The sequence below is a fragment of the Croceitalea marina genome (genome assembly GCF_042684265.1).
Classification (GTDB): Bacteria; Bacteroidota; Bacteroidia; order Flavobacteriales; family Flavobacteriaceae; genus Croceitalea; species Croceitalea marina.
In genome coordinates this window covers 50,894-72,811 of the sequence record NZ_JBHULB010000006.1, presented here as the reverse complement: position 1 = coordinate 72,811, position 21,918 = coordinate 50,894, and the positions used below count along the sequence as shown (strand labels likewise).

General features: G+C 36.8%; 19 protein-coding genes. 11 read left to right on the top strand and 8 right to left on the bottom strand.

Annotation, left to right across the window (positions count from 1 at the left end):
• Positions 1-33: 33 nt before the first annotated feature.
• Positions 34-1,887 carry a membrane protein insertase YidC gene (yidC, locus tag ACFSQJ_RS02465; RefSeq protein WP_377765260.1) on the top strand — a complete coding sequence of 618 codons (1,854 nt, stop codon included), beginning with the start codon at positions 34-36 and terminating at the stop codon, positions 1,885-1,887.
• A 276-nt stretch (positions 1,888-2,163) separates the two neighbouring features.
• On the opposite strand, the gene ACFSQJ_RS02460 is transcribed toward yidC, so the two are convergent.
• Both ACFSQJ_RS02460 and ACFSQJ_RS02455 read right to left on the bottom strand, forming a co-directional pair.
• The gene (locus ACFSQJ_RS02460; protein ID WP_377765259.1) at positions 2,164-4,173 is read right to left on the bottom strand and encodes a fasciclin domain-containing protein; all 2,010 of its coding nucleotides are present in this window, start codon (positions 4,171-4,173) and stop codon (positions 2,164-2,166) included.
• 62 nt (positions 4,174-4,235) lie between these two features.
• A complete protein-coding gene (locus tag ACFSQJ_RS02455) occupies positions 4,236-5,624 on the bottom strand; it encodes a fasciclin domain-containing protein (protein ID WP_377765257.1) in 1,389 nt (462 codons plus the stop codon).
• A gap of 323 nt (positions 5,625-5,947) precedes the next feature.
• Here ACFSQJ_RS02455 and mnmA point away from each other — a divergent pair, with 323 nt between their 5' ends.
• Both mnmA and ACFSQJ_RS02445 read left to right on the top strand, forming a co-directional pair.
• Complete coding sequence (mnmA, locus tag ACFSQJ_RS02450; RefSeq protein WP_377765791.1) at positions 5,948-7,141, top strand: tRNA 2-thiouridine(34) synthase MnmA; 1,194 nt, start codon at positions 5,948-5,950, stop codon at positions 7,139-7,141.
• A 4-nt stretch (positions 7,142-7,145) separates the two neighbouring features.
• Positions 7,146-8,084: an NAD(P)H-dependent flavin oxidoreductase gene (locus ACFSQJ_RS02445; protein ID WP_377765256.1), complete on the top strand. Its 939-nt coding sequence runs from the start codon at positions 7,146-7,148 to the stop codon at positions 8,082-8,084.
• On the opposite strand, the gene ACFSQJ_RS02440 is transcribed toward ACFSQJ_RS02445, so the two are convergent.
• Positions 8,081-9,811, bottom strand: coding sequence for a tetratricopeptide repeat protein (locus ACFSQJ_RS02440; RefSeq protein WP_377765254.1), 1,731 nt, complete (start codon positions 9,809-9,811; stop codon positions 8,081-8,083). The genes ACFSQJ_RS02445 and ACFSQJ_RS02440 overlap by 4 nt on opposite strands.
• A gap of 193 nt (positions 9,812-10,004) precedes the next feature.
• On the opposite strand from ACFSQJ_RS02440, the gene mazG reads away from it, so the two are divergent.
• The 5 genes from mazG to ACFSQJ_RS02415 all read left to right on the top strand — a co-directional run bounded on the left by mazG (position 10,005) and on the right by ACFSQJ_RS02415 (position 14,693).
• Complete coding sequence (mazG, locus tag ACFSQJ_RS02435; RefSeq protein ID WP_377765252.1) at positions 10,005-10,796, top strand: nucleoside triphosphate pyrophosphohydrolase; 792 nt, start codon at positions 10,005-10,007, stop codon at positions 10,794-10,796.
• 68 nt (positions 10,797-10,864) lie between these two features.
• Positions 10,865-12,235 carry an MATE family efflux transporter gene (locus tag ACFSQJ_RS02430; protein WP_377765251.1) on the top strand — a complete coding sequence of 457 codons (1,371 nt, stop codon included), beginning with the start codon at positions 10,865-10,867 and terminating at the stop codon, positions 12,233-12,235.
• A 3-nt stretch (positions 12,236-12,238) separates the two neighbouring features.
• Complete coding sequence (locus ACFSQJ_RS02425; RefSeq protein ID WP_377765249.1) at positions 12,239-12,466, top strand: hypothetical protein; 228 nt, start codon at positions 12,239-12,241, stop codon at positions 12,464-12,466.
• A 2-nt stretch (positions 12,467-12,468) separates the two neighbouring features.
• A complete protein-coding gene (locus tag ACFSQJ_RS02420) occupies positions 12,469-13,038 on the top strand; it encodes a phosphatase PAP2 family protein (protein ID WP_377765248.1) in 570 nt (189 codons plus the stop codon).
• Positions 13,035-14,693: a glycosyltransferase family 39 protein gene (locus ACFSQJ_RS02415; protein WP_377765246.1), complete on the top strand. Its 1,659-nt coding sequence runs from the start codon at positions 13,035-13,037 to the stop codon at positions 14,691-14,693. The genes ACFSQJ_RS02420 and ACFSQJ_RS02415 overlap by 4 nt, the downstream gene beginning before the upstream one ends.
• Here the strand turns inward: ACFSQJ_RS02415 and ACFSQJ_RS02410 are convergent.
• Genes ACFSQJ_RS02410 through meaB form a run of 3 tightly spaced genes read right to left on the bottom strand, consistent with a single transcriptional unit; the run spans position 14,690 to position 17,593 of the window.
• Positions 14,690-15,613: a lysylphosphatidylglycerol synthase transmembrane domain-containing protein gene (locus ACFSQJ_RS02410; protein WP_377765245.1), complete on the bottom strand. Its 924-nt coding sequence runs from the start codon at positions 15,611-15,613 to the stop codon at positions 14,690-14,692. The two genes, ACFSQJ_RS02415 and ACFSQJ_RS02410, sit on opposite strands and share 4 nt — an antisense overlap.
• Positions 15,546-16,508 (bottom strand): glycosyltransferase family 2 protein, encoded by a 963-nt coding sequence (locus ACFSQJ_RS02405; protein ID WP_377765244.1) that lies wholly within the window; start codon positions 16,506-16,508, stop codon positions 15,546-15,548. The genes ACFSQJ_RS02410 and ACFSQJ_RS02405 overlap by 68 nt, the downstream gene beginning before the upstream one ends.
• A 38-nt stretch (positions 16,509-16,546) precedes the next feature.
• On the bottom strand, positions 16,547-17,593 hold the full coding sequence (gene meaB, locus ACFSQJ_RS02400; protein WP_377765242.1) for a methylmalonyl Co-A mutase-associated GTPase MeaB: 1,047 nt from the start codon (positions 17,591-17,593) through the stop codon (positions 16,547-16,549).
• Positions 17,594-17,836: 243 nt separating this feature from the next.
• On the opposite strand from meaB, the gene ACFSQJ_RS02395 reads away from it, so the two are divergent.
• Genes ACFSQJ_RS02395 through ACFSQJ_RS02385 form a run of 3 tightly spaced genes read left to right on the top strand, consistent with a single transcriptional unit; the run spans position 17,837 to position 20,451 of the window.
• Positions 17,837-18,376, top strand: coding sequence for an RNA polymerase sigma factor (locus ACFSQJ_RS02395; protein WP_377765240.1), 540 nt, complete (start codon positions 17,837-17,839; stop codon positions 18,374-18,376).
• Positions 18,360-18,938, top strand: coding sequence for a hypothetical protein (locus ACFSQJ_RS02390; protein WP_377765239.1), 579 nt, complete (start codon positions 18,360-18,362; stop codon positions 18,936-18,938). The genes ACFSQJ_RS02395 and ACFSQJ_RS02390 overlap by 17 nt, the downstream gene beginning before the upstream one ends.
• Complete coding sequence (locus tag ACFSQJ_RS02385) at positions 18,916-20,451, top strand: hypothetical protein (RefSeq protein ID WP_377765238.1); 1,536 nt, start codon at positions 18,916-18,918, stop codon at positions 20,449-20,451. Before ACFSQJ_RS02390 ends, ACFSQJ_RS02385 begins: the two co-directional genes overlap by 23 nt.
• 32 nt (positions 20,452-20,483) lie before the next feature.
• Here the strand turns inward: ACFSQJ_RS02385 and msrA are convergent, their stop codons facing one another.
• Positions 20,484-21,155: a peptide-methionine (S)-S-oxide reductase MsrA gene (gene msrA / locus ACFSQJ_RS02380; protein WP_377765237.1), complete on the bottom strand. Its 672-nt coding sequence runs from the start codon at positions 21,153-21,155 to the stop codon at positions 20,484-20,486.
• 73 nt (positions 21,156-21,228) lie between these two features.
• The gene (locus tag ACFSQJ_RS02375) at positions 21,229-21,912 is read right to left on the bottom strand and encodes a metal-dependent hydrolase (protein ID WP_377765235.1); all 684 of its coding nucleotides are present in this window, start codon (positions 21,910-21,912) and stop codon (positions 21,229-21,231) included.
• Between the last annotated feature and the right edge of the window lie 6 nt (positions 21,913-21,918).

The following is a 21,918-nucleotide window of genomic DNA, read 5'->3' as shown; positions in this document are numbered from 1 at the left end:
AAGTTTGTAGATAAGCACCACTAAATAACTTTCATGGAAGAAAAGAAGTTTGATATTAATACGGTTATAGGCTTTGTATTAATTTTTGCCGTAATGATAGCGATGTTCTACTTCAATCAACCCACACCTGAGGAAATTGAAGCTGAAAAGGCCAAACAAGAACAAGTAGCAGTAGAAGCCAATAGCAACCAAGTTGAGAAAATCGAAGAACAAAAACCAACTGTTATTGATCTGCAAGATTCCACAGCGGTCGCAAATTATAAAAGTGCTGTAGGGGCATTTGGTTTCACAAAAACTTCAGAAGGAACTACCAAATTGGAAAACGAAGTTTTATACTTAGAAATTTCCAATAAAGGTGGGCAGATTGTTGAGGCAAAGATGAAAGACTTTGTTACTTATGACTCTATACCTGTACATTTGATAAAAGATGGTAATGCAAATTTTGCCATTTCTTTTTCTACAAACGACAACAGGGTTTTAAGTACTTCGGATTTGTTTTTCGAACCTACACTTAGCAGTAGTGGCAATAATCAAATTCTTTCTTTAAAGGCCAAAGTTTCTGAAAACCAGTATTTAGAATACCGGTATGAAATGAAACCAAAAGATTATTTGGTAGATTTCACCGTTAGATCACAAGGTTTAAACGGGGTTTTGAATTCATCGAAACCGCTAAACCTAGAATGGAAACTGAAGGGTATACGACATAACAAAAGTGTGCAGTACGAAAGTCGCTATACTGAAATGATGTACAATTATGAAGATGGTAAGATAGATTATCTTTCAGCTAATAGTGATGATGAAGAAACTGAAGAAGATGTGCAATGGCTTTCTTTTAAACAACACTTTTTCACTTCTATTTTAGCGACCAAAAAGAACTTTAAAACCGCGGAAATTAGCTCCGTTAATTTAGTCGAAGAAGAAAGTAAAGAGGTTAAGTTCACTAAAGATTTTTCCGCAACTATCCCCTTGGCCCTCGAGGGTGGTGAAATTTCAGAGAGTTTAGATTGGTACTATGGCCCAACTGATGTCAAAGTGCTAAGCCAGTACGATGAGTATCAGTTAGAAGATACCATTTATTTTGGATGGGGTATTTTTGGTTGGATCAATAGGTACGTTTTTACGCCTTTTTATACTTTTTTAAGCTCTTTCTTACCATATGGCATCGCTATTATCATAATGACCATCATTGTTAGATTGGCATTATCACCTGTAACGTACAAGTCATACCTCTCGCAGGCAAAAATGAAAGTATTAAAACCGGAGATAACGGAGATCAACGAGAAGTATAAGGACAATGCCATGAAAAAACAGCAAGAGACCATGAAGTTGTATGGTAAGGCTGGGGTCAGCCCCATGAGTGGTTGTGTGCCAGCATTGTTGCAATTGCCTATTTTCTATTCATTGTTCATGTTCTTTCCTACGTCATTTGCCCTAAGACAGAAATCCTTTTTATGGGCGGAAGACCTAAGTTCATATGATACTATTTTTAATCTTCCATTTACAATTCCTTTTTATGGGGATCACGTGAGTCTATTTCCAATATTGGCCTCGGTGGCTATTTTCTTTTATATGATGATGACAACGGGTCAAAGCATGCAAATGCAACAGCAACCTGGCATGCCAAATATGAAATTCATCATGTATTTGTCACCATTAATGATGTTGTTCTTCTTTAATAACTACGCGAGTGGGTTGAGTTTGTATTATTTTGTTTCTAACCTAATTACGATTGGTATCATGTTAGTCATCAAGAATTATATTCTAGATGATAAAAAGATACATGCCCAAATACAAGAGAATAAAAAGAAGCCTAAAAAAGAGAATAAGTTCCAGAAAAAGATGCGTGAGATGATGGAACAGGCCGAAGCACAAAAGAAAAATAAATAAAAATTTCTAGGGGAACTTTTGTTAAAAAAAACTTCCTCCTTTCGGAGGAAGCTTCCGCCATAATAGGCATAGTTTGGAAAGATTCGGGACTCCAAAGATGCGACCTAATTCCTTTCAAAAAAATTAATAGTTGTCAAGCGGTGTTTTTTGTATGGTAAAGGATACCCTTTTGATGTCTCATCGACGAACGGTTAATACCATAGATGAAAAAAGCCTTTCATTAGATAATGAAAGGCTTTTTTGTAGTCCTTAACTTACTAATAGCCAAGCTTTATTTTAGTGTAGCGCATCTAAAACTTCTTGTGGAAGTAAAACTTTGTTGATAACATGTACTATACCATTGCTAGCAACATTATCTGCACCAATAACTCTAGCATCAACATGTGTTTTATCTCTAATAAATACACCGTGGTTTAGTATTGCGAAAATCGACTCGCCTTGTAAAGTTGTAAACTCTTGGTGATTGCTTAAATCTCCAGAAGCTACGACGGCGCCGGCAACAACATGATAGGTTAGAATTTTTACAAGAAGCGCTTTCTCTTCTTCGGTATCAAAATCTTCTAAGCTATTATAGTTACTACCTAAGGCATGTAATAAATCTGTAAATGCTTGATTGGTAGGAGCGAATACCGTGAAAGGGCCTTCACCACTTAAGGCTTCGACTAAACCTGCGTCTGCCTGAATTAAGGCAGCGACCAAATAACTTAAATCATCTACTGATTGCGCTAATTCAACAATGTTTGGTGTTTGCATCGCCGTAACAAAATCAACCGCTTCCTGCGGTAACAATACTTTGTTGATTACGTGTACGACTCCGTTACTGGCATCCACATCAGGAATCACCACGGTAGCATTATCATCGGTAGCGTCAATAATGTGAACAGTATGGTTTGTAATATTGATGCCTACTGAAGCTCCGTTTACCGTTGCGATTGACTGTCCATCGGAAAGGTCTGCGGCGAAAGCTTCGGTTCCCGCCACTACGTGGTAGGTAAGAATCTTAACCAAAAGGTCTATCTCTTCCTGAGTATCGAAATCGGAAAGTGCGTTGTAGTCATCACCTAGGATATCCAATAGACCGACAAAAGCCTCGTTGGTAGGGGCGAATACCGTGAAAGGACCTTCACCGCTCAAAGTTTCCACCAATCCGGCGTTAGCAGCAACAAGTGCATCGACAAGAATGCTCAGGTCATCGGTAGCGATAGCTATTTCAACAATGTTCTTAAGCTCAAGGGTTGCCAAAAAGTCAATGGCCGATTGTGGTAATAAAACTTTATTGATGGTATGTGCTACACCATTAGTAGCCATGATGTCCGTACCCGTTATTACAGCATTGGTATCAGAAGCATCGCCAATCACAAAAGTTTCTCCATCGGCAATAATTTCAATAGTATTCTCAGCTAAAGCAGTTGCAACGCTACCTTCAGCTAGATCAGCAGCCAACACTTTAGCTGGAACAACGTGGTATAAAAGAATATCTTTTAGTAATGCGATTTCTTCTTCAGTATCAAAATCCTCTAAAGAGTTATAGTCCTCTCCCAAGGCCATAAGAAGGCCTGCAAAAGCATCATCTGTTGGAGCAAAAACGGTAAAAGGACCTTCGCTCTGCAAAGTCTCTACTAAATCTGCTTTTATAACAGCTGCTTCAAGAGCGGATAAAGCCTCAGTCGCTACTACTAGGTCTACCAAATCTTGAGGCGGACTAAGTATATTGAGAACCTCTTGGGGCAATAATACTTTATTAATAACATGCACTATACCATTTGAGTTAGGTACGTCGGCAAGAATAACCTTTGCATCATCTTCGGTAGCATCGCCGATAAATACGCCACCATCAAGGCTAACCGAAACACTTTCTCCTTGCACCGTAGTTATGGTCTGACCTTCTGACAAGTCTGTAGATGCTGCGGCAACACCAGCAACAACGTGATATTGTAGAATCTTGGCCAATAATGTCTTTTCTTCTTCAGTATCAAAATCTTCAAGAGAATCAAAACCTTCTAAACCTTGTAATAGCGCTGTAAAGGCTTCATTTGAAGGTGCAAATACGGTAAATGAACCATTACCGCTCAATGTGCCAATTAAATCCGAGTCTTCATTCTCGTCGGCTTTAGATAGAGCTGCCACGAGAGAGCTTAAACTTTCTTCTCCTTGCGCAGTTTCTACAATAGTAGTTTGGCTTTCCATCGAAGCCATCAATTCTTCTTTGTCATCATCGCAGGATACTGCAAATACCGACAGTAGCAGTAGAAGAAATACGTTTTTAAATGTGAGGTTTTTTTTCATTTTTATATAGTGTTAAAGGTTAATTAGAAAGGGGCCACCGCTTAAGATGGCCCCTATTTATATTAGTTTGTAGTGTCTGGTATTAGAACAGTATTTAAAACATGGATTACTCCGTTTTTAGCTTGTACATCTACTGCAATAATGCCTATCCCATCGTTACCTGCACCGTCGGTCACATCTGCGATATTACCATCTGTTCCTGGTAAGGTGATTGTAAACGTATCTCCTTCTAAAGTTGCAGGAGTGGTTGTTGTACCATCTGCAGTTAAATCACTGGAACGAATATTTGCTCCAGCAACAACATGATGTTGTAAAATTGGGATTAAATCCTCTTCAGCAGGAATAGCACTCAACGCAGCAAAAGCATCATTTGTAGGTGCAAAAACCGTAAATGGATCATTACCATTTCCATCTTGGGCAGAAAGTACTTCGACAAAATTTACACTAGGCGTTAAATCTGTCAAGGCTTGAACCAGTGTTGAGAAATTGGGGTCAGCAGCAGCAAAAGTAACTACCGATGGTAGGTCTATAACTGCATCTACCGCATGTACTACGCCATTTACAGCAACGATGTCTGCAATGGCAACATTACTGCTTGCATTAATACTTACACCATCATCGGTATTAATATACTGGCTTAATGCATCTCCGTCTGCATTGGTTGCAGCGGTAGAAACATACATATTCATTAATTCATCAGAAAAAGCTGCGTCTCCTGAAATTACATGATATGATAAAACATCATTGATATCATTACTATTTGGGTTTGTGTACACCCCAAATGCCGCATTTACAGGCGCAAATACAGTAAAGTCTGTAATAGTGCTTGAAAGAAGTGTAGTAAATGTAGTATTGTTATCAGCAGTTAAAGCTGTTACCAAAGAAGACAACTCACTATTGGATACTGCATGGTCTACGATTGTAGGCAGTCCGATAACAGCATCGACAATATGCACAACTCCATTGTCTGCCTGAATATCTTCAGTTACCACATCGGCAACTCCATTAATGGTAACTCCAGTTGATATATTGATATAAAGACTTAAGTTTCTACCTTCAGCTCCAGCTGTTGATAAGCTAGAAATATATCCTGTGGAAAGTGAAGAAGATAAATTTTCTCCGCTTACTACATGATTTAATAGTACTTGCGTTAAAACGTCATTTGGTACATCTTCTAAAGATGCAAAATCGTTTGCTTCCAAAAATGCTTCAAAAGCGCTGTTGGTAGGGGCAAATACTGTAAAAGGGCCGTCACCTTCCAGGGTTCCGGCGAGATTGGCACTGGTTAGGGCATCGACCAAAATACTTAGGTCGTTAGTAGCCACTGCAAGGTCAACAATAGTTGTGGTTTCCATGTCAGTTCCACCTCCGTTGTCGTCATCCGAGCAAGAAGCTATTACGAATACAGATAAAACCAAGCTGATTTTAAAGAAATTTGTTAGTTGTTTCATGAAAATTGATTTAGAATAATTGTTTAACAAAAATTGATAAATTTTAAACTTTTTATTGTTTGAAAATCAGGTACTTATATGTATTTTACACACAAATAACTGATAATCAATTTATTTTTAATTACTTCTTTAGGATATTTTGTTTGACAAAAGGTTGCTTTGGTTAAACACTATTTAATAAACGTTTAACATTTGTGTTAAATTTTGAAACAACATTTACAATGTAAAACCTAATTGTTAATACCCTGATTACCTGACTGAAGAGTACTAGTATTGCCTATTTTTAAAGCCTATTTTGTACTTTTACACCTTAGATTAAAATGATGAAAAAGAAAGTTGTTGTCGGATTATCTGGTGGAGTAGATTCTAGTGTTACGGCATATCTGCTCAAAGAGCAAGGATATGAAGTAATTGGACTTTTTATGAAGAACTGGCATGACGATTCTGTTACTATTTCAGATGAATGCCCGTGGTTGGAAGATAGCAATGATGCCTTGATAGTAGCGGATAAACTAGGTATTCCTTTTCAGACTGTTGACTTAAGTGTTGAATATAAGGAGCGTATCGTAGATTATATGTTCAATGAATATGAAAAAGGTAGAACTCCTAATCCTGATGTGCTGTGCAACCGCGAAATTAAATTCGACGTTTTTTTAAAAATTGCTTTGGGTCTCGGTGCCGATTATGTGGCTACCGGGCACTATTGTAGAAAGGGAACAATTAAAAATAGTGATGGAACGGAAACTTATCAACTTTTGGCAGGAGCTGATACTAATAAGGACCAATCTTATTTTTTGTGTCAGCTTTCACAAGAACAGTTGGCAAAAACACTTTTCCCTATTGGAGAACTAACGAAACCAGAAGTGCGTAAAATTGCCGCGGATAATGATTTGGTAACGGCCGATAAAAAAGACTCCCAAGGATTATGTTTTATAGGTAAAGTACGTTTACCAGAATTTTTACAACAAAAATTAAAGCCTAAAAAGGGTTTAATTGTAGAGGTGCCTGCCAATGCAAATTATTATGTAAGTGACACCGAAAACTTTACCAATAAAATTGATGAACTGAAGCACCATTCAGAGAAAATAGCATATTCGAAAAATGGAGGAAAAATTGTTGGAGAGCATTCTGGAGCCCATTTTTTTACCATCGGACAACGAAAGGGCCTTGATGTAGGAGGTACAAAAGAGCCTCTATTTGTTATTGATACCGATGTAAATGAAAACGTTATTTATACAGGACAGGGAAAATCACATCCTGGTCTTTTACGAAAAACCCTTTTTGTTAATGAAAAAGAACTGCATTGGGTAAGAGAAGATTTAGCACTGAAGGTTGATGGGATAATTACTGTTATGGCTAGAATCCGTTATCGTCAACCTCTACAAAAAGCAACTTTATATCGAGTTAATGCAGGCCTGTATGTTGATTTTGATGAAAAACAATCGGCCATAACGGAAGGCCAGTTCGTTGCCTGGTATATCGAAGATGAGTTAATCGGTTCGGGAGTCATATCTTAGCATTATGCAAAATCGAATAACGGATTTATTCCATATAAAATACCCTATAGTTCAAGGAGGTATGATTTGGGCAAGTGGTTGGAGATTGGCTTCAGCCGTTTCCAATGCAGGCGGACTAGGCTTAATAGGTGCAGGTAGCATGTATCCAGAGGTATTGGTCGAGCACATTCAAAAGTGCAAAAAAGCCACTGACAAACCATTTGGGGTTAATATTCCCATGTTGTATCCGGATATTGATAAATTGATGTCCATAATTATTGGTGAAGGGGTCAAAATAGTTTTCACATCTGCTGGAAACCCTAAAACTTGGACGACTTTTTTAAAAGAAAAAGGAATTACTGTGGCACATGTTGTGAGTAGTGTAAAGTTTGCACTTAAGGCCCAAGATGCAGGAGTAGATGCGGTAGTCGCTGAAGGTTTTGAAGCAGGTGGTCACAATGGCCGAGATGAAACCACAACACTGGTGTTGATACCCGCCGTAAAAGAGAAACTAGCCATTCCTTTAATAGCTGCCGGAGGTATAGCGACCGGTCGTCAAATGTTGGCCGCTATGGTCTTAGGAGCAGACGGGGTTCAGGTCGGCAGCCGTTTTGTTGCCAGTAATGAAGCTTCTTCACATCTTTCTTTTAAAGAGGAAGTTGTTAAGGCTAAAGAGGGTGATACCCAGTTGACTTTAAAAGAATTAGCTCCCGTGAGGTTGCTTAAAAACAATTTTTACCGTCAAGTTCAAAAGGCCTATGAAAAAGGGGCTTCTATTGAAGAATTAAAAACAGTCCTGGGTAGGGCAAGGGCAAAAAGAGGGATGTTCGAAGGAGATTTAAAAGAAGGAGAACTTGAGATAGGTCAAGTATCTGCTTTAATTCATGATATTAAACCTGCAGCTAAAATTGTGGAAGAAATGGTGACCGAATTTCAACAAGCAAAAAAAGAGATTATAAACTAAAGAACTGAGCTGCTCAGTTCTAAGTCAGAATGTTCCCAAGCTTTTTCGAGTTCTAGTTTTACTTTTTTAGCCTCTTCATTTTTACCTTGAGCTTCTAAACTTTTGTAAAGCCCAGTAAGCGACCAACCATTTTGACGTAACTCTTTTAAGTCATCACGGTAAATTGCTTCAGCCTCTTGGTACTGCTTAACCTTTAGTAACATTGCTCCCAAGTTTTGTCTAGGTGGTATATACCACGCCGAAGGCTCGTTGTAAGTGAGATTGTCTTCAAGTTCAACGGCCTCTCTAAAATGTTTTATTGACTTTTCATTTAAGCCTTCAAGAGACGCTACTTCGCCAGCAACAACTTCATAGGCTAATTCTGCAATGGCAAAACTAGAGTCAAAACCTACTGCCATTATTTCTTTCATTTCTGGATCTTTTAAGATGTTTTCAATAGCATCTAATTCTTCTTTAGCTTCTTTTAGATTTTCTTTTCTAGTAAAGGCTACACCACGAGCATAATGCCAAATTAATTTAAGATGCTTAATTTCAGAATTAGGGCTTGGCATAGTCAAAATATCATTCCATTTTCCGAATCGAACGTAGGCTAAAAGTGGGGTGGAGGCAAAATTTTGAAGAAAATGTAATTCTTTCATTTCTCCGATTGGTACTTTTTCGGCAGTTTTTTTGGCGGCATCTAGGGCAATCTCACTATTACCTAGAAGACTTGCCGCTGACCATAAAAAATGAATATTGTGCGGGTAATACCCTAATGGATACATACCTTGAGAATAGCATTGAGAGATGTAGTCTTCATCTGCTAGTATGGCTTTTTGATTCACTTTTACGGCATCTAAATAACGCCCCACCCTAATATATATGTGTGAGGGCATATGCACTATATGACCTGCTCCTGGCATTAATTTGCCCAATATATCTGCGCTTGGTTCAGCTAAATCAGGCTTCGGAAGTTCTACCATATGTATATAATAATGATGTGCTCCAGGGTTTTCTGGATTTAGCGCTATGGCTTTTTCTAAGGCAGCTTTTGCTTCATTTATGTTTGGTGACGGATTTCCATCTTTGTCCCAATAATTCCATGGTACGGTATTCATTACTGATGCAGCATATAATACTTGTATATCCGCATCTTTAGGAAACTGCAAGGCCACTTTTTCCATGGCTTTCATATAAGCCATGTTCAACTTTGCAATATCAGAAGTACTATCACTAGAATATCTTTTAGATAGGGCCTCTATTAAAGCTTGCTCTTTTGCTGTGGACTTCCTAAGGTTTTTTTTGGCATTCAGAATAGCTTCCCAAGCTTTTTGCCTCCTTTGGTTATCTGGTAAAGGGTCGTTAATATTTGGTCCTAAAACGTAGGCCTGCCCCCAATAGGTCATTGCAGACTTTGAATCTAATCGGGCGGCCTCCATAAACGAGCGATGAGCTTCAGCGTGATTAAATGCATAGGTTAGTCTCAATCCTTGATTAAAGAAAGTCTGCGCATCTTTTTTTGCAGTTGTGATAGTAAAACTATGATTGCCTAGATTTTCAAATAGAGGAGATATCTGTTTTGTACTATCAATATTACCTAACAAAAATTTTGCAGTAGTGCACTTAATGAAGTTTAGCGAAGCATATTGTGCGTCTTTATTTTTTAATTGTTGGGTTTCTTGAACCGAAATGTAAAGTATGACACCGGCGGCCAAAATCCCTATCAATATTTTTTGATATACTTTCATGAGGATATGAATAAAACATTGGTTAAACTAGAAAAGGGGGAATTATTTAAAATAGGAGGGAACTGGATGCTAAATATAGGGTTATTATGTAAATAACTGATTATTAATATGTTAAATTGCTGGTTTATAACTTTCATAAATAGTATTAGCTGCTTCACCAAAGTTGATTGTATTTTTAAATAAAATTTGAAAAATGAATTCAAGAGAAGGTCAACTCAAAGCTTTTGATAGGTTGCTTACGATTATGGACGAGCTCAGAGCCCAATGTCCTTGGGATAAGAAGCAGACACTTCAAACGCTAAGACATTTGACCATTGAGGAAACCTATGAACTGGGGGATGCCATTCTTGACAATGATTTGGAAGAGGTAAAAAAAGAGCTGGGCGATCTGTTATTGCACATTGTTTTTTATGCCAAAATAGGTTCTGAAACAAAAGACTTCGATATTGCCGATGTAGCCAATGAAATATGTGATAAACTCATTAATCGTCATCCGCACATTTATGGAGACGTAAAGGTTGAGAATGAAGAACAGGTAAAGGAAAATTGGGAAAATATAAAACTTAAAGAAGGTAAAAAAAGTGTGCTTGAAGGCGTACCTAATAGTTTGCCAGCCTTGGTCAAGGCAAATAGAATACAAGAGAAAGTTGCTGGGGTCGGTTTTGATTGGGAAAAACCTGAGCAGGTTTTCGAAAAGTTGCAAGAAGAATTAGCAGAGTTTCAAGAGGAAGTAAAGGTTGATGATACGGATAAAATGGAAGCTGAATTTGGCGATGTTCTTTTTTCTATGGTCAATTACGCCCGTTTTTTAAATATAAGTCCTGAAAATGCCCTTGAACGAACCAATAAGAAGTTCATAAAAAGATTTCAATTTTTGGAGACAAAGGCAAAAGAGCAAAACAAAACACTTAAAGAAATGACCTTGGCCGAAATGGATATTTTTTGGGAACAGGCTAAAAAGCTTCCCAAGAGCTTTTCTAAATAGTATTATCAATCAACATAATTATATTCAATACTTAAAAAGTATCTTTAGATACTCTAAACCATTCAGGGTTGTTCCAACAATACACCAAAGAGTTTCGCTATAATCTAAAACTGTCCTATCCTGTTATCTTGGGTATGTTAGGGCATACTTTTGTTGCCTTTGCCGATAATATTATGGTGGGGCAATTAGGCACCGCTGAACTTGCAGCCGTTTCTTTGGGCAATAGTTTTGTTTTTATTGCCATGTCTTTGGGTATTGGCTTTTCCACGGCAATTACACCTTTGGTCGCCGAGGCCGATGGTGCTGGAAATAGGGCAAATGGTAAAAGTGCACTTAAGCATGGATTAGTACTTTGTTCTTTTTTAGGGCTTTCACTTTTTGGTATCATTTTGCTGTGCAAACCGCTGATGTATGTTATGCAACAGCCCAAAGAGGTTGTAGAACTGGCCATACCCTACCTTGAACTAGTAGCCTTTTCATTGGTGCCATTGATTATTTTTCAGGCGTTCAAACAGTTTTCTGAGGGCCTATCACAAACAAAATACCCGATGTATGCGACAATTTTGGCCAATGTGGTAAACATCGTTTTGAACTATTTGTTAATTTTTGGCTCATTCGGATTTCCAAAATTGGGTATAGTCGGTGCTGCAATCGGTACATTGGTATCTAGGGTAGTAATGGTTGCCTTTATATGGTATTTATTAAAGAGTAAGAAGAAGTTCCATGAGTATGTTACCGGTTTTAATTTCAAAAAGATAGAGAAAGGTGTAATGCAGAAAATCATTAATCTCGGTTTTCCTTCAGCACTGCAAATGTTTTTCGAGGTGGCCATTTTCACGGCGGCAATTTGGTTAAGTGGAGTTTTAGGAAAAAACGCGCAGGCCGCCAATCAAATTGCTTTGAATCTAAGCAGCATGACATTTATGGTGGGTATGGGCTTGGGTGTAGCGGCCATGGTACGAGTTGGTAACCAGAAAGGCTTAAAAGATTTTAAGGCTCTCAGAAGAATTGGAATATCAATTTTCTTGTTGACCTTTTTGCTTGAAATTGTTTTTGCGACCATATTTCTTCTAGGTAGAAATTGGTTGCCTACCATTTATTTAGATGTTGATGATGTTGCGAACCAAATAGATAATACCGAGGTAATATTTTTAGCGGCCAAACTTTTATTGGTAGCAGCGGTTTTTCAAATTTCAGACGGTATTCAAGTCGTTGTCTTGGGCGCTCTACGTGGCTTGCAAGACGTAAAAATCCCCACACTCATTACCTTTATAGCCTATTGGCTTATTGGTTTTCCTGTAAGTTATTACTTAGGATTATTTACGGAATATAAGAGTACAGGTATATGGATTGGACTATTATTGGGACTTACTGCATCTGCAGTAATGTTGTATCTTCGATTTAATTATTTAACAAAACGATTGATTTTAAATTCGTAAAGAATGGATTTGCCAAAGTTTCTCTTAGGGGATAATACAGATTTTCCTAACGGTATTTATATCGTGCATACCGAGTTCCCCAGATTTATCATAAACCTAGAAGATGATGAAGTAGAGTGGTTAGAAGAGTTTTCTAAAGAAGATGAAAAGGAACTTGAAGAAGAAACTGAAAATTTAATTGAAGCCGCTACCGCCTTTTATGACAGGGAAGTGGCACGTTACGATAGTTAGTAATGTTAGAACAGCTTTTACAACTAGATAAAGAGCTTTTTCTATTTTTAAATGGATTGGGTACAAAAAGTTGGGATGGTTTTTGGCTTTTCATTACTAATAAATGGAATTCTATTCCCTTGTACGTAGTTCTTCTTTGGTTAGCGTTTAAAAACTTAAAACTTAAAAAAACCATTCTTCTCTTGGTCACCGTTGCCATATTAATAACCGTTACGGACCAATTGGCCAACTTTTTTAAGTATGGAGTTCAGCGTTTTAGACCTTGTCATGATATAGAAGTGTCCGCAGTTATGCGTTTAGTGAAAAGCTATTGTGGTGGTAAATTTGGTTATTTTTCGGCCCATGCCGCAAGCTCTTTTGCCTTGGCTACTTTTTTTGGTTTGCTATTTAGGGGCAAAATAAAATTTATTGGGGTCCTTTTGGTGATTTGGGCACTAATGGTCGCTTACAGCAGAATATATATTGGAGTACATTTTCCGTTAGATGTGATTACAGGTATTGGAATAGGTATTCTTTTTGGCTGGTTATTTACCAAGTTATATATCTTTACTACTTTAAAAATTAAGGCTTGATTTCTACAACCAGATATTGGTTTTTAATTGCTTTGGTTATTCTGGTGTATATCATCGGAATGTTTTCTCCGCTATTTGAGTATGATTCTGCACAATTTGCCGTAATGGCAATGCGAATGGTTCAAGAGAATGATTTTGTAAATCTCTTTAAAGGAACCAATGAGTATTTAGACAAACCTCATATGCATTATTGGTTAGCGGCATTGTCCTATAAAATTTTTGGTATTAATCATTGGGCCTATCGTATACCAGGGATATTGGCCACACTTCTGGGGGCTTATAGCTGTTACGGATTAGCAAAGTTGCTCTACAATACCGATATTGGAAAGTTCGCTGCACTAATTTTTATGACCGCTCAAACCATTGTGCTATCGAATATCGATGTAAGAACGGATGCGGTCTTGACCGGTTTTACAATTTTTGCCATCTGGCAGTTGGTTGCATACATTGAAAATAATACAATTAAGAATATTGCGCTTGGGGCATTTGGGGCCGGAATTGCTTTTTCTACAAAAGGTCAGATTGCTTTATTGGTAATAGGGATCTGTATTTTGTGCCACCTCGCTTATACCCGAAAATGGAACAAGCTTTTGAATTGGCGGGTATTGGTTGCTTTACTTGTTTTTGGCCTTACCATTGCGCCTATGCTTTATGCCTATTATCTTCAATTTGACCTACACCCTGAAAAAGTAATTAGAGGGAAAAACAACCGAAGTGGAATTTTCTTTATTTTTTGGGAACAGAGTTTTGAGCGATTAAGTGGCGAAGGACACGGAAAAAATAGTAGCGATTATTTTTTCTTTTTCCACACTTTTCTTTGGGTCTTTTTACCTTGGACAGTATTGGCCTTAATAGCTTACTGGTGGCGTCTGAAAGTATTTTTAAAGTCTAATTTTAAGTACCATAACAAGTTTGAGTTTTTGACAGTTGGAGGTATAACCATAATCTTTTTCATCATCAGCTTTGCACAGTTTAAGTTACCGCATTATATGAATATTATGATGCCACTTTATGCTGTTCTCACTGCGTCATACTTGCACAGTTTGTATAAGCATACCAAAAGAAATACCATAAAATTTCTGTTGGGCGTACAATATTTTATTCTAAGCTTAGTATTCATTTCTTCAGTGTTAATATGCTTTTACGTCTTTAAGTTTGAAGAATGGTATAGCTATGTAATTTTAATACTGGTGCTACTGGCCATAACATATTTCTGTTTAAAACGTGAAGAATATTATATGCGGATTATAACATTATCCGTTTGTAGTTCTTTGTTGCTGAACGGAGTACTGAACACACATTTTTATCCCAATCTACTAAAGTATCAGGCAGGTTCTACCATAGCTCAACGAGTTGAAGAAAATAACATACCAACGGATAAAATCTATAAAATCTCTGAAATGCCTACATGGGCTCTTGATTTTTATAACAAAAAACCCGTTATACCCTCATCCTTAGCAGAGATAGCCAATAAGAAAGATATTTGGGTTTACGTTGATGATATCGGTTTAGAAAGTTTAAGAAAATCAGGTTTTGATTGGGATAGGCGGTTTACCGAAAAGCAATTTAGAATTACCCGTCTACAAGCAAAATTTTTAGACCCTACAACAAGAAAAAAAGTTCTTAATGAAATGCACTTGGTGCATATTTACTAAACTTCGTTAACTTCTAATGTAGGTTTTTTAAAGTGGTAATACATGCCGCCAAGAGAGACTAAAGCTGTAATTAAGAAGAAGACAAAGCTTATGCTTACCGATGAATCTGTTTGTAAATTAAGCCATTCTGCACCGTATAAAAAGGTAAGTTCTCTACTGCCAATACCGCCTATTGTTAACGGAAGTACCGAGACAATAGAGGAAACCAAGAAAATAAATAGATAGGCAATAGTGGCTAACTTTATCGATAGGGCTTTTAGTATAAACCAAACAGCTATAAGTTGTGATAATTGTACTATCGAAGAATAGGCAAAAGACTTCCAAAAAACAGGAAGGGTATAGGCGAAAAACCGTTTGACTAAGTACCAATACACACTAACACTCAGAGGAATACAGGATATAAAAAGCCAATTAAAGCGACTTAAAAAATCGTTTTTTATAAAAACGGCAAGCACACAGGCGTATAGAAAAAGAAGAAGCATTCCACTTAATCTGTCTAACACCAATACTCCGGCACTTTTCTTTACACCCACTTGATAATTCTTTTGTATCAAGTATCCTTTATACGCATCACCTCCTATACCACCTGGTAAAAAAAGGTTGTAAAACATACCTAATAGGTAAAGTTTAAGATTGCTCTTTTGCTTAAGTCTTACACCTACTTCATGAAAATAGAGATTTAGCCGAAAAGAGGCCATAATTTTTGAAAATACAACCAAAACAAAAGCTATGAACAGATAAAAGGGATTGGATGTTTTTAAGATAACCAAGACATCCTTTAAATTTATTTTGGTGAATATGAAATAAATTAGTGCTACACTAATTACCAACTTCAAAAACGTAATTAGATGTTTACGCTGTTTTTTGGTCACCAATTGATATTTTTTTGATACGGTACGGTCTTTTTTGTTGTGATTCATAATAGGTTCTAATGAGCAACTCCATAACTATACCGATAGTAAAAAGTTGAATTCCTCCTAAAATAAACATCATACCAAAAATCAATAAAGGTCTGGTACCGATATCTTGTCCAAATCCGAATTTTACAATCAAGAGATATACTTCAATAAAGGTGCCCAGTATTATCAATAAAACGCCCAATATACCGAACAAGTGAATGGGGCGTTGAAAATATTTTCTAATAAAGAGTAGCAGCATCATATCTGCAACCACTTTAAAAACACGCTCCAGTCCGTACTTCGAGACTCCTGCATGCCTTGCATGATGTTTTACCGGAACTTGTTTTATTTGCGCTCCTTCCAAAAAAGCCAAAAGCGTAATAAAACGATGCATCTCGCCATAAAGATTAAGACCTTTTGCGATATCCTTGGTAAATACTTTTAAGGCACATCCATTGTCCTTTATATCTAATTTGGTAACCCTTCGAACCAAAAAATTGGCAATTTTTGAAGGTATCTTTTTTACCAATGAATCTTTACGTTTTTGCCGAATACCCGTAATTAAATCGTAGTCATCACTTTGTGCGAATTCAAGCATTTGGGGAATATCGGAAGGGTCATTTTGCAAGTCGCCGTCCATTGTTATAATGTAATCGCCTTTAGCGTAATCGATACCGGCTGCTAGTGCCAGGCTTTGCCCGTAATTCTTTTTCAGTTCTATTAAATGAACTTTTTTGTCATCCATTCCCTTAACAACGTTCTTGGTATCGTCGGTTGAAAAATCATCGATATAAATAATTTGATAGTTATAGCCACCCAAACTCTCATGGATTTTTTGGGTAAGAAGAACAACATTATCTTCTTCATTATAAAGTGGAACAACAATGGATAATAAAGTATCGGTCGGTAAACTCATTAATAGGGAATAACTGTGGGCAAATTTAGGCTTTTTATTTAAGGTGTATTTTGTAGGGCTAAGAGCTTTCTAGCTGCAAAAAAGGGAGAAATTTGGTTTTTTTGAATTGCCAGTAATAGCTTATCCAGTTCATGTTTTACTTCAGGGTTGGTATAGAAGTTTTGATAAATGTTATGATTTACAGTTTCAAGAAACCAATTTTGGTTTTGTTGAATCCGATTTCTATGAAATGACCTGCTCTTTTTTGCAATGGTGGTATAATCGGTAATCATATCCCAGATATCGGTAATTCCTTCATTATGTAGGGCAGAACAGGTCAATACTTTGGGATACCAGTTATTTTCTTTGGCTGGATAAAGATGAAGCGCACCAGTAAACTCTACTTTGGCTTTATCGGCTTCAGTTTTATTGGCCCCGTCAGCTTTATTGATGACAACCCCATCAGCCATTTCCATAATACCTCGTTTTATGCCTTGCAGCTCGTCACCTGCTCCGGCTAACTTTAGCAATAGAAAAAAATCGACCATGCCATGAACTACCGTTTCGCTTTGCCCTACACCAACGGTTTCTACCAATATTACATTATAGCCAGCGGTTTCACATAACATAATACTCTCTCTGGTTTTTCGCGCAACACCGCCCAAAGATTGGCTAGATGGTGAAGGGCGTATAAATGCATTAGGGTCTTTTGCCAGAAGTTCCATTCTTGTCTTATCACCAAGAATACTGCCTTTCGTTAATGAGCTTGTAGGGTCTACTGCTAGCACCGCTACTTTATTTCCTAAACCGGTTAGCATTTTACCAAGCGCTTCAATAAAAGTACTTTTGCCAACACCAGGCACTCCTGTAATGCCTACACGAATACTTTCTTTATTATTCGCCAAACAACCTTCTATAATTTCGTTGGCTTTTTCAGAATGATCTTGATTTGAACTTTCAATTAAGGTAATTGCTCTAGCTAAATGGGCCTTATCTCCAATTCTAATACCCTCTATTAGGGCCGAGGCCGAGGGTTCTTGTCTACGAAGCTGTTTAATTTTATCAATGCGTTTGCCGGCACTGGTTTCTTTTTTCTTAGGAATCATAATATGGCAACTACTTACGAAGGTAGCAAGTTTTAACTATATTACTATTCATTTTTATAGCGGAAATTTTCATGTTGAGATGATTTATTTTCTCTATTAAACAACTGATTAACAGGGTTTTTTTGTAAACTGATTAGTAGTGGGCTTATTTTTTTTCATTTAAATTCCTGTTATTTTGCCACATCGTTTTTTTTATCTCGTCTTTTAGATAACAACTAATTACACAAACCAAAACTGACCACATTGCAATTAGAACTTGTAGAACAATGTAAGTTGAATGACCGTATGGCGCAAATGAAGCTTTACAAACAGTATTGTGATGGTATGTTTTGTGTTGCGATGCGATTTTTAAAGAATGCCGATGATGCAGAGGATGTTTTACAAGAATCCTTTATCAAAGCGTTTCAACGCATTCATCAATTTAAAGGAGAAGTAACCTTTGGAGCATGGTTAAAAAGAATCGTCGTTAACGGAAGTATTGATTTTTTAAAATCTAAGCATCAAAAAACTATTGAATTGGACGAAGGATATATGCATATAGCAAATGATGAGAGTTGGGATGTTGATGAAAACATAGATATAAATGCGGTTAAACGTAAAATTGAAGAATTACCAGAAAAGTACAGATATGTTGTACAACTTTTTTTGGTAGAGGGTTATGATCATAGAGAAATTTCAGAGATCTTAAAGATTTCTGAAACCGCAAGCAGAACCAGACTATTACGAGGTAAAAGTTATTTAAAAGAATCTTTAAGCGAATTGAAATATGGCACAAGATCTTAGAAAACTGTTTAAAGAGCAGCGAGAAAAAGAAACACATCAAATGAACAAAGGTCATGAAGACCGTTTTTTCGCAAAACTGGAAGAAGAATTACCTGAAAAAGTAAGACCAAATTCATATTTCTGGTTAAGAATAGCCGCTTCGTTGGTAATATTTGTTAGTGTGGCAACTTACTTTTTTATGAATTCGAAAAAAGATAATGATTCAACCGAAACCATTGTTAACAATAACAATGAAACGGAAAGTAGTATTTCTCTAGGTGATCTTTCACCAGATTTAGAGAAGATAGAAAACTATTATGTGGCCAATATAAATCTAGAACTGGCAAATCTTGAAGTATCAGAAGAGAATAAGGGAGTTGTAGACGGATATATGGAACAATTGGCGGAGTTAGATGCAGAATACAAAAGATTGAATAAAGAGCTGAATGAAGTAGGCCCTAATGATCAAACGATTGAAGCATTGATTCAAAATTTGCAATTACGCTTACAATTATTAAAGAAGTTAAAAGAGAAGTTAAATCAATTAAAATTATCAAAAAATGAACAGACAGCTATTATTTAGTGCAATTACCTCGGTGTTCATCACCACCGGGGCATTTGCCCAGACCAAATCCAAAACATTTAAAGAGACCTTTAATGTGGGTGACAATGCAACACTTAATATTAATACCAGTAATGCGGATATCGAGTTTGAAACTTGGGATAAAAATGAAGTGGAAATCACCGCGGTCATTGAATTGGAAGGAGCCAAAGAAGAGGAAGCCGAGCGTTATTTTAGTAAAAGCGGAGTTACGATTAAAGGAAATAGTAAGGAAATTGACATTACTACTGGAAGAGAGGGCAAGGGTTTATTCAGTTATAATAATATAAGTAGATGGGACGATACTAATATAGATTTTGATGTTGAACCACTTTTTGAAGATTTACGCCTGCCAGAGCTAGCTGAACTTTCAGAACTCTCTGAACTCTCTGAACTTTCGGAATTATCAGGGTTGTCCGAATTATCCAAGCTATCAGAACTTTCTAAGTTGTCGGAGCTTGCCGTAATACCTGAAATGCCGGTAATCCCTAAACTTCCTAACATGCCGAATTTTACATTCGATTATAATGAATACAAAAAGGACGGCGAGAAATACATGAAAAAGTGGAAGAAGCAGTTCGATAAAGGTTTTGATGAAGAGTTCAAAAAGAATTTTGAGGAATGGGGTAAAAAGTTCGAAGAACTTAATGAAGAACGTAATGAAAAGTTAGTAGAGCGTTTAGAGCAACAGAAAGAGACGCTTAAAAAACGCAATGAAAAGTATCTACAACAAATGGCTACTAGAGAGTTGCAACGTGAAGCAGCAAGAATCAAACGCGATTCTATGAGAGCAAAAAGAGATTCTTTACGTTTTTTCTTAAGAGATAGTCTTAGAGCCTCTAAACCCAACATCTTTTACTTTTCTTCGGATAAGGACAGCAAACGCTATAAGGTCAAAAAAACAATCAAGGTAAAAATGCCTAAATCTGTAAAATTAAAAATGAATGTTCGCCATGGCGAAGTAAAATTGGCCCAAACTACTAACAATTTAGATGCAAGCTTGCAGTACGCAAGCTTGCTCGCTTCAACGATTGAAGGCAGCGCTACCAATATTAGGGCTTCTTACTCTCCCGTTTCTGTACAAAAATGGAACTATGGACAGTTGAAAACAGATTATTCAGAAAGGGTAAATCTAAAAGAAGTAGGGGAGTTACGTTTAAACGCTATTTCTTCCAATGTGATTATTGATAAATTGAACAATAGTATACTGCTCACCAATAAACTGGGGGCTGTTGAAATTAATTCGGTATCCAATAACTTTAAAGATATTGATGTAACCGTTCAAAATGGGGAGTTCACTTGTAAAGTCCCTAAAACACCGGTATCACTTTATTTAAATGGAACACGTTCTAATTTAGTTTACCCAACATCATGGAAAATGGAACGAACCAAAAACTTTGACAACGAGGTTTGTAAAGGGTATCAAACAAATGGTGACTCAGGCAAGTCTATCCGAGTGAACTCAAAATATAGCGAGGTTGTATTGAAAAACTAACTTTGGAGTCCCGAATAAACCTACCTACTATCTTAATGCGCATCTTCTTTCAAATAGTCCTTAAAATTCTCTTTAAATCGGTTATATCTAGGTATTGAAACAGCTTTGATATAAGAATTATTCGGATTTTTTCTTTCGTAATCTTGATGATAATCTTCTGCACCGTAAAAAACATCAAACTTTTCTACTTCGGTAACTATAGGTCTGTCATAAACACCTTCAGAAACCAATAGTGTGATATAATCATCTATTATTTTCTTTTCTTCCTTAGTCTCATAAAAGGCTATGGAGCGGTATTGTGCACCCCTATCCGGACCCTGTCTGTTCAGGGAAGTAGGGTCATGAGAACCAAAAAATACTTTTACCAACTTCTGAAATGAGATTATTTCTGGGTCGTAATATACTTTAACCGCCTCGGCATGTCTTGTTCTGCCATATGCTACCTGTTCATATGTCGGATTTTTTTCTGGCCCGCCAGAGTATCCAGAAACTACTTCTTTAACTCCTTTTACACTTTCAAAAATGGCCTCTACACACCAAAAACAACCACTTGCAAAATAAGCAGTTTCATATTGTTGCAAGTCTTCCTGAGACAATAGCACTTTTTCAGGAATGGGTTCAACAGCAACTTCTTTTTTGGTTTTTGATTTCGGTTGACAACTGAACGATATTAAAAGAACGGGTATTAAAAATAATTTTTTCATCAACATAAAATTTTAAGATTAGTAGTAAAAGACCAATAAAACTTACCTGTATTGTGATAGAATCTTCTAGTTTTTAAATATGGATGGACTCGCCAATTGCGGGTAGTAAAAGTTCTTTTCCTTTGTTTTTAAAATGGTCTACGGCCTCTTTTTTATTTAAAGGAATAGGAGGGAAGGTATCGTAATGGCAACCAAGCACTTTATTACATTCGACAAAATCGCTAGCTATAGCTGCATCTTCATATCCCATCGTAAAGTTATCTCCTATAGGTAAAATGGCCAGATCAATTTGCTTGAACATTAAGGGTAATAATTTCATGTCCATGGTCAAAGCAGTATCTCCTGCTATATAAATGGTCTTATTCTTTGAAGAGACTACAAAACCACCAGGGTTGCCACCATTGCTACCGTCTGGAAAAACACTCGAGTGAATCGCGTTTATATATTTTACAATGCCAAAGTCAAAATGCTTTTTTCCGCCATGGTTTAAGGGGTATCCTTGAATTCCTTTTTTATCGAACCACTGAACAATTTCGTAGTTTGAAATAAGTTTGGCCTTAGGGTTGTTCTTTACAATAGCCTCAACATCAAGTATATGATCTCTATGAGCATGGGTAACAAGAATATAGTCAGCCTTTAAATCATTTAAATTTATTGACTCCGCTTTTGGATTTCCACTAATAAAAGGGTCAACGATTAAATTAATATCATCAATTTTAATATGTAATGAGGCGTGGCCTAAAAATGTAATCTCCATTTCTTA

Coding starts and splice junctions, on each gene's coding strand:
- ACFSQJ_RS02410 (WP_377765245.1), bottom strand. CDS start 15,613: ATGAATCACAACAAAAAAGACCGTACCGTATCAAAAAAATATCAATTG.
- mnmA (WP_377765791.1), top strand. CDS start 5,948: ATGAAAAAGAAAGTTGTTGTCGGATTATCTGGTGGAGTAGATTCTAGT.
- meaB (WP_377765242.1), bottom strand. CDS start 17,593: ATGATTCCTAAGAAAAAAGAAACCAGTGCCGGCAAACGCATTGATAAA.
- ACFSQJ_RS02385 (WP_377765238.1), top strand. CDS start 18,916: ATGAACAGACAGCTATTATTTAGTGCAATTACCTCGGTGTTCATCACC.
- mazG (WP_377765252.1), top strand. CDS start 10,005: ATGAATTCAAGAGAAGGTCAACTCAAAGCTTTTGATAGGTTGCTTACG.
- ACFSQJ_RS02455 (WP_377765257.1), bottom strand. CDS start 5,624: ATGAAACAACTAACAAATTTCTTTAAAATCAGCTTGGTTTTATCTGTA.
- msrA (WP_377765237.1), bottom strand. CDS start 21,155: ATGAAAAAATTATTTTTAATACCCGTTCTTTTAATATCGTTCAGTTGT.
- ACFSQJ_RS02425 (WP_377765249.1), top strand. CDS start 12,239: ATGGATTTGCCAAAGTTTCTCTTAGGGGATAATACAGATTTTCCTAAC.
- ACFSQJ_RS02420 (WP_377765248.1), top strand. CDS start 12,469: ATGTTAGAACAGCTTTTACAACTAGATAAAGAGCTTTTTCTATTTTTA.
- ACFSQJ_RS02390 (WP_377765239.1), top strand. CDS start 18,360: ATGGCACAAGATCTTAGAAAACTGTTTAAAGAGCAGCGAGAAAAAGAA.
- ACFSQJ_RS02405 (WP_377765244.1), bottom strand. CDS start 16,508: ATGAGTTTACCGACCGATACTTTATTATCCATTGTTGTTCCACTTTAT.
- ACFSQJ_RS02460 (WP_377765259.1), bottom strand. CDS start 4,173: ATGAAAAAAAACCTCACATTTAAAAACGTATTTCTTCTACTGCTACTG.
- ACFSQJ_RS02445 (WP_377765256.1), top strand. CDS start 7,146: ATGCAAAATCGAATAACGGATTTATTCCATATAAAATACCCTATAGTT.
- ACFSQJ_RS02375 (WP_377765235.1), bottom strand. CDS start 21,912: ATGGAGATTACATTTTTAGGCCACGCCTCATTACATATTAAAATTGAT.
- ACFSQJ_RS02440 (WP_377765254.1), bottom strand. CDS start 9,811: ATGAAAGTATATCAAAAAATATTGATAGGGATTTTGGCCGCCGGTGTC.
- yidC (WP_377765260.1), top strand. CDS start 34: ATGGAAGAAAAGAAGTTTGATATTAATACGGTTATAGGCTTTGTATTA.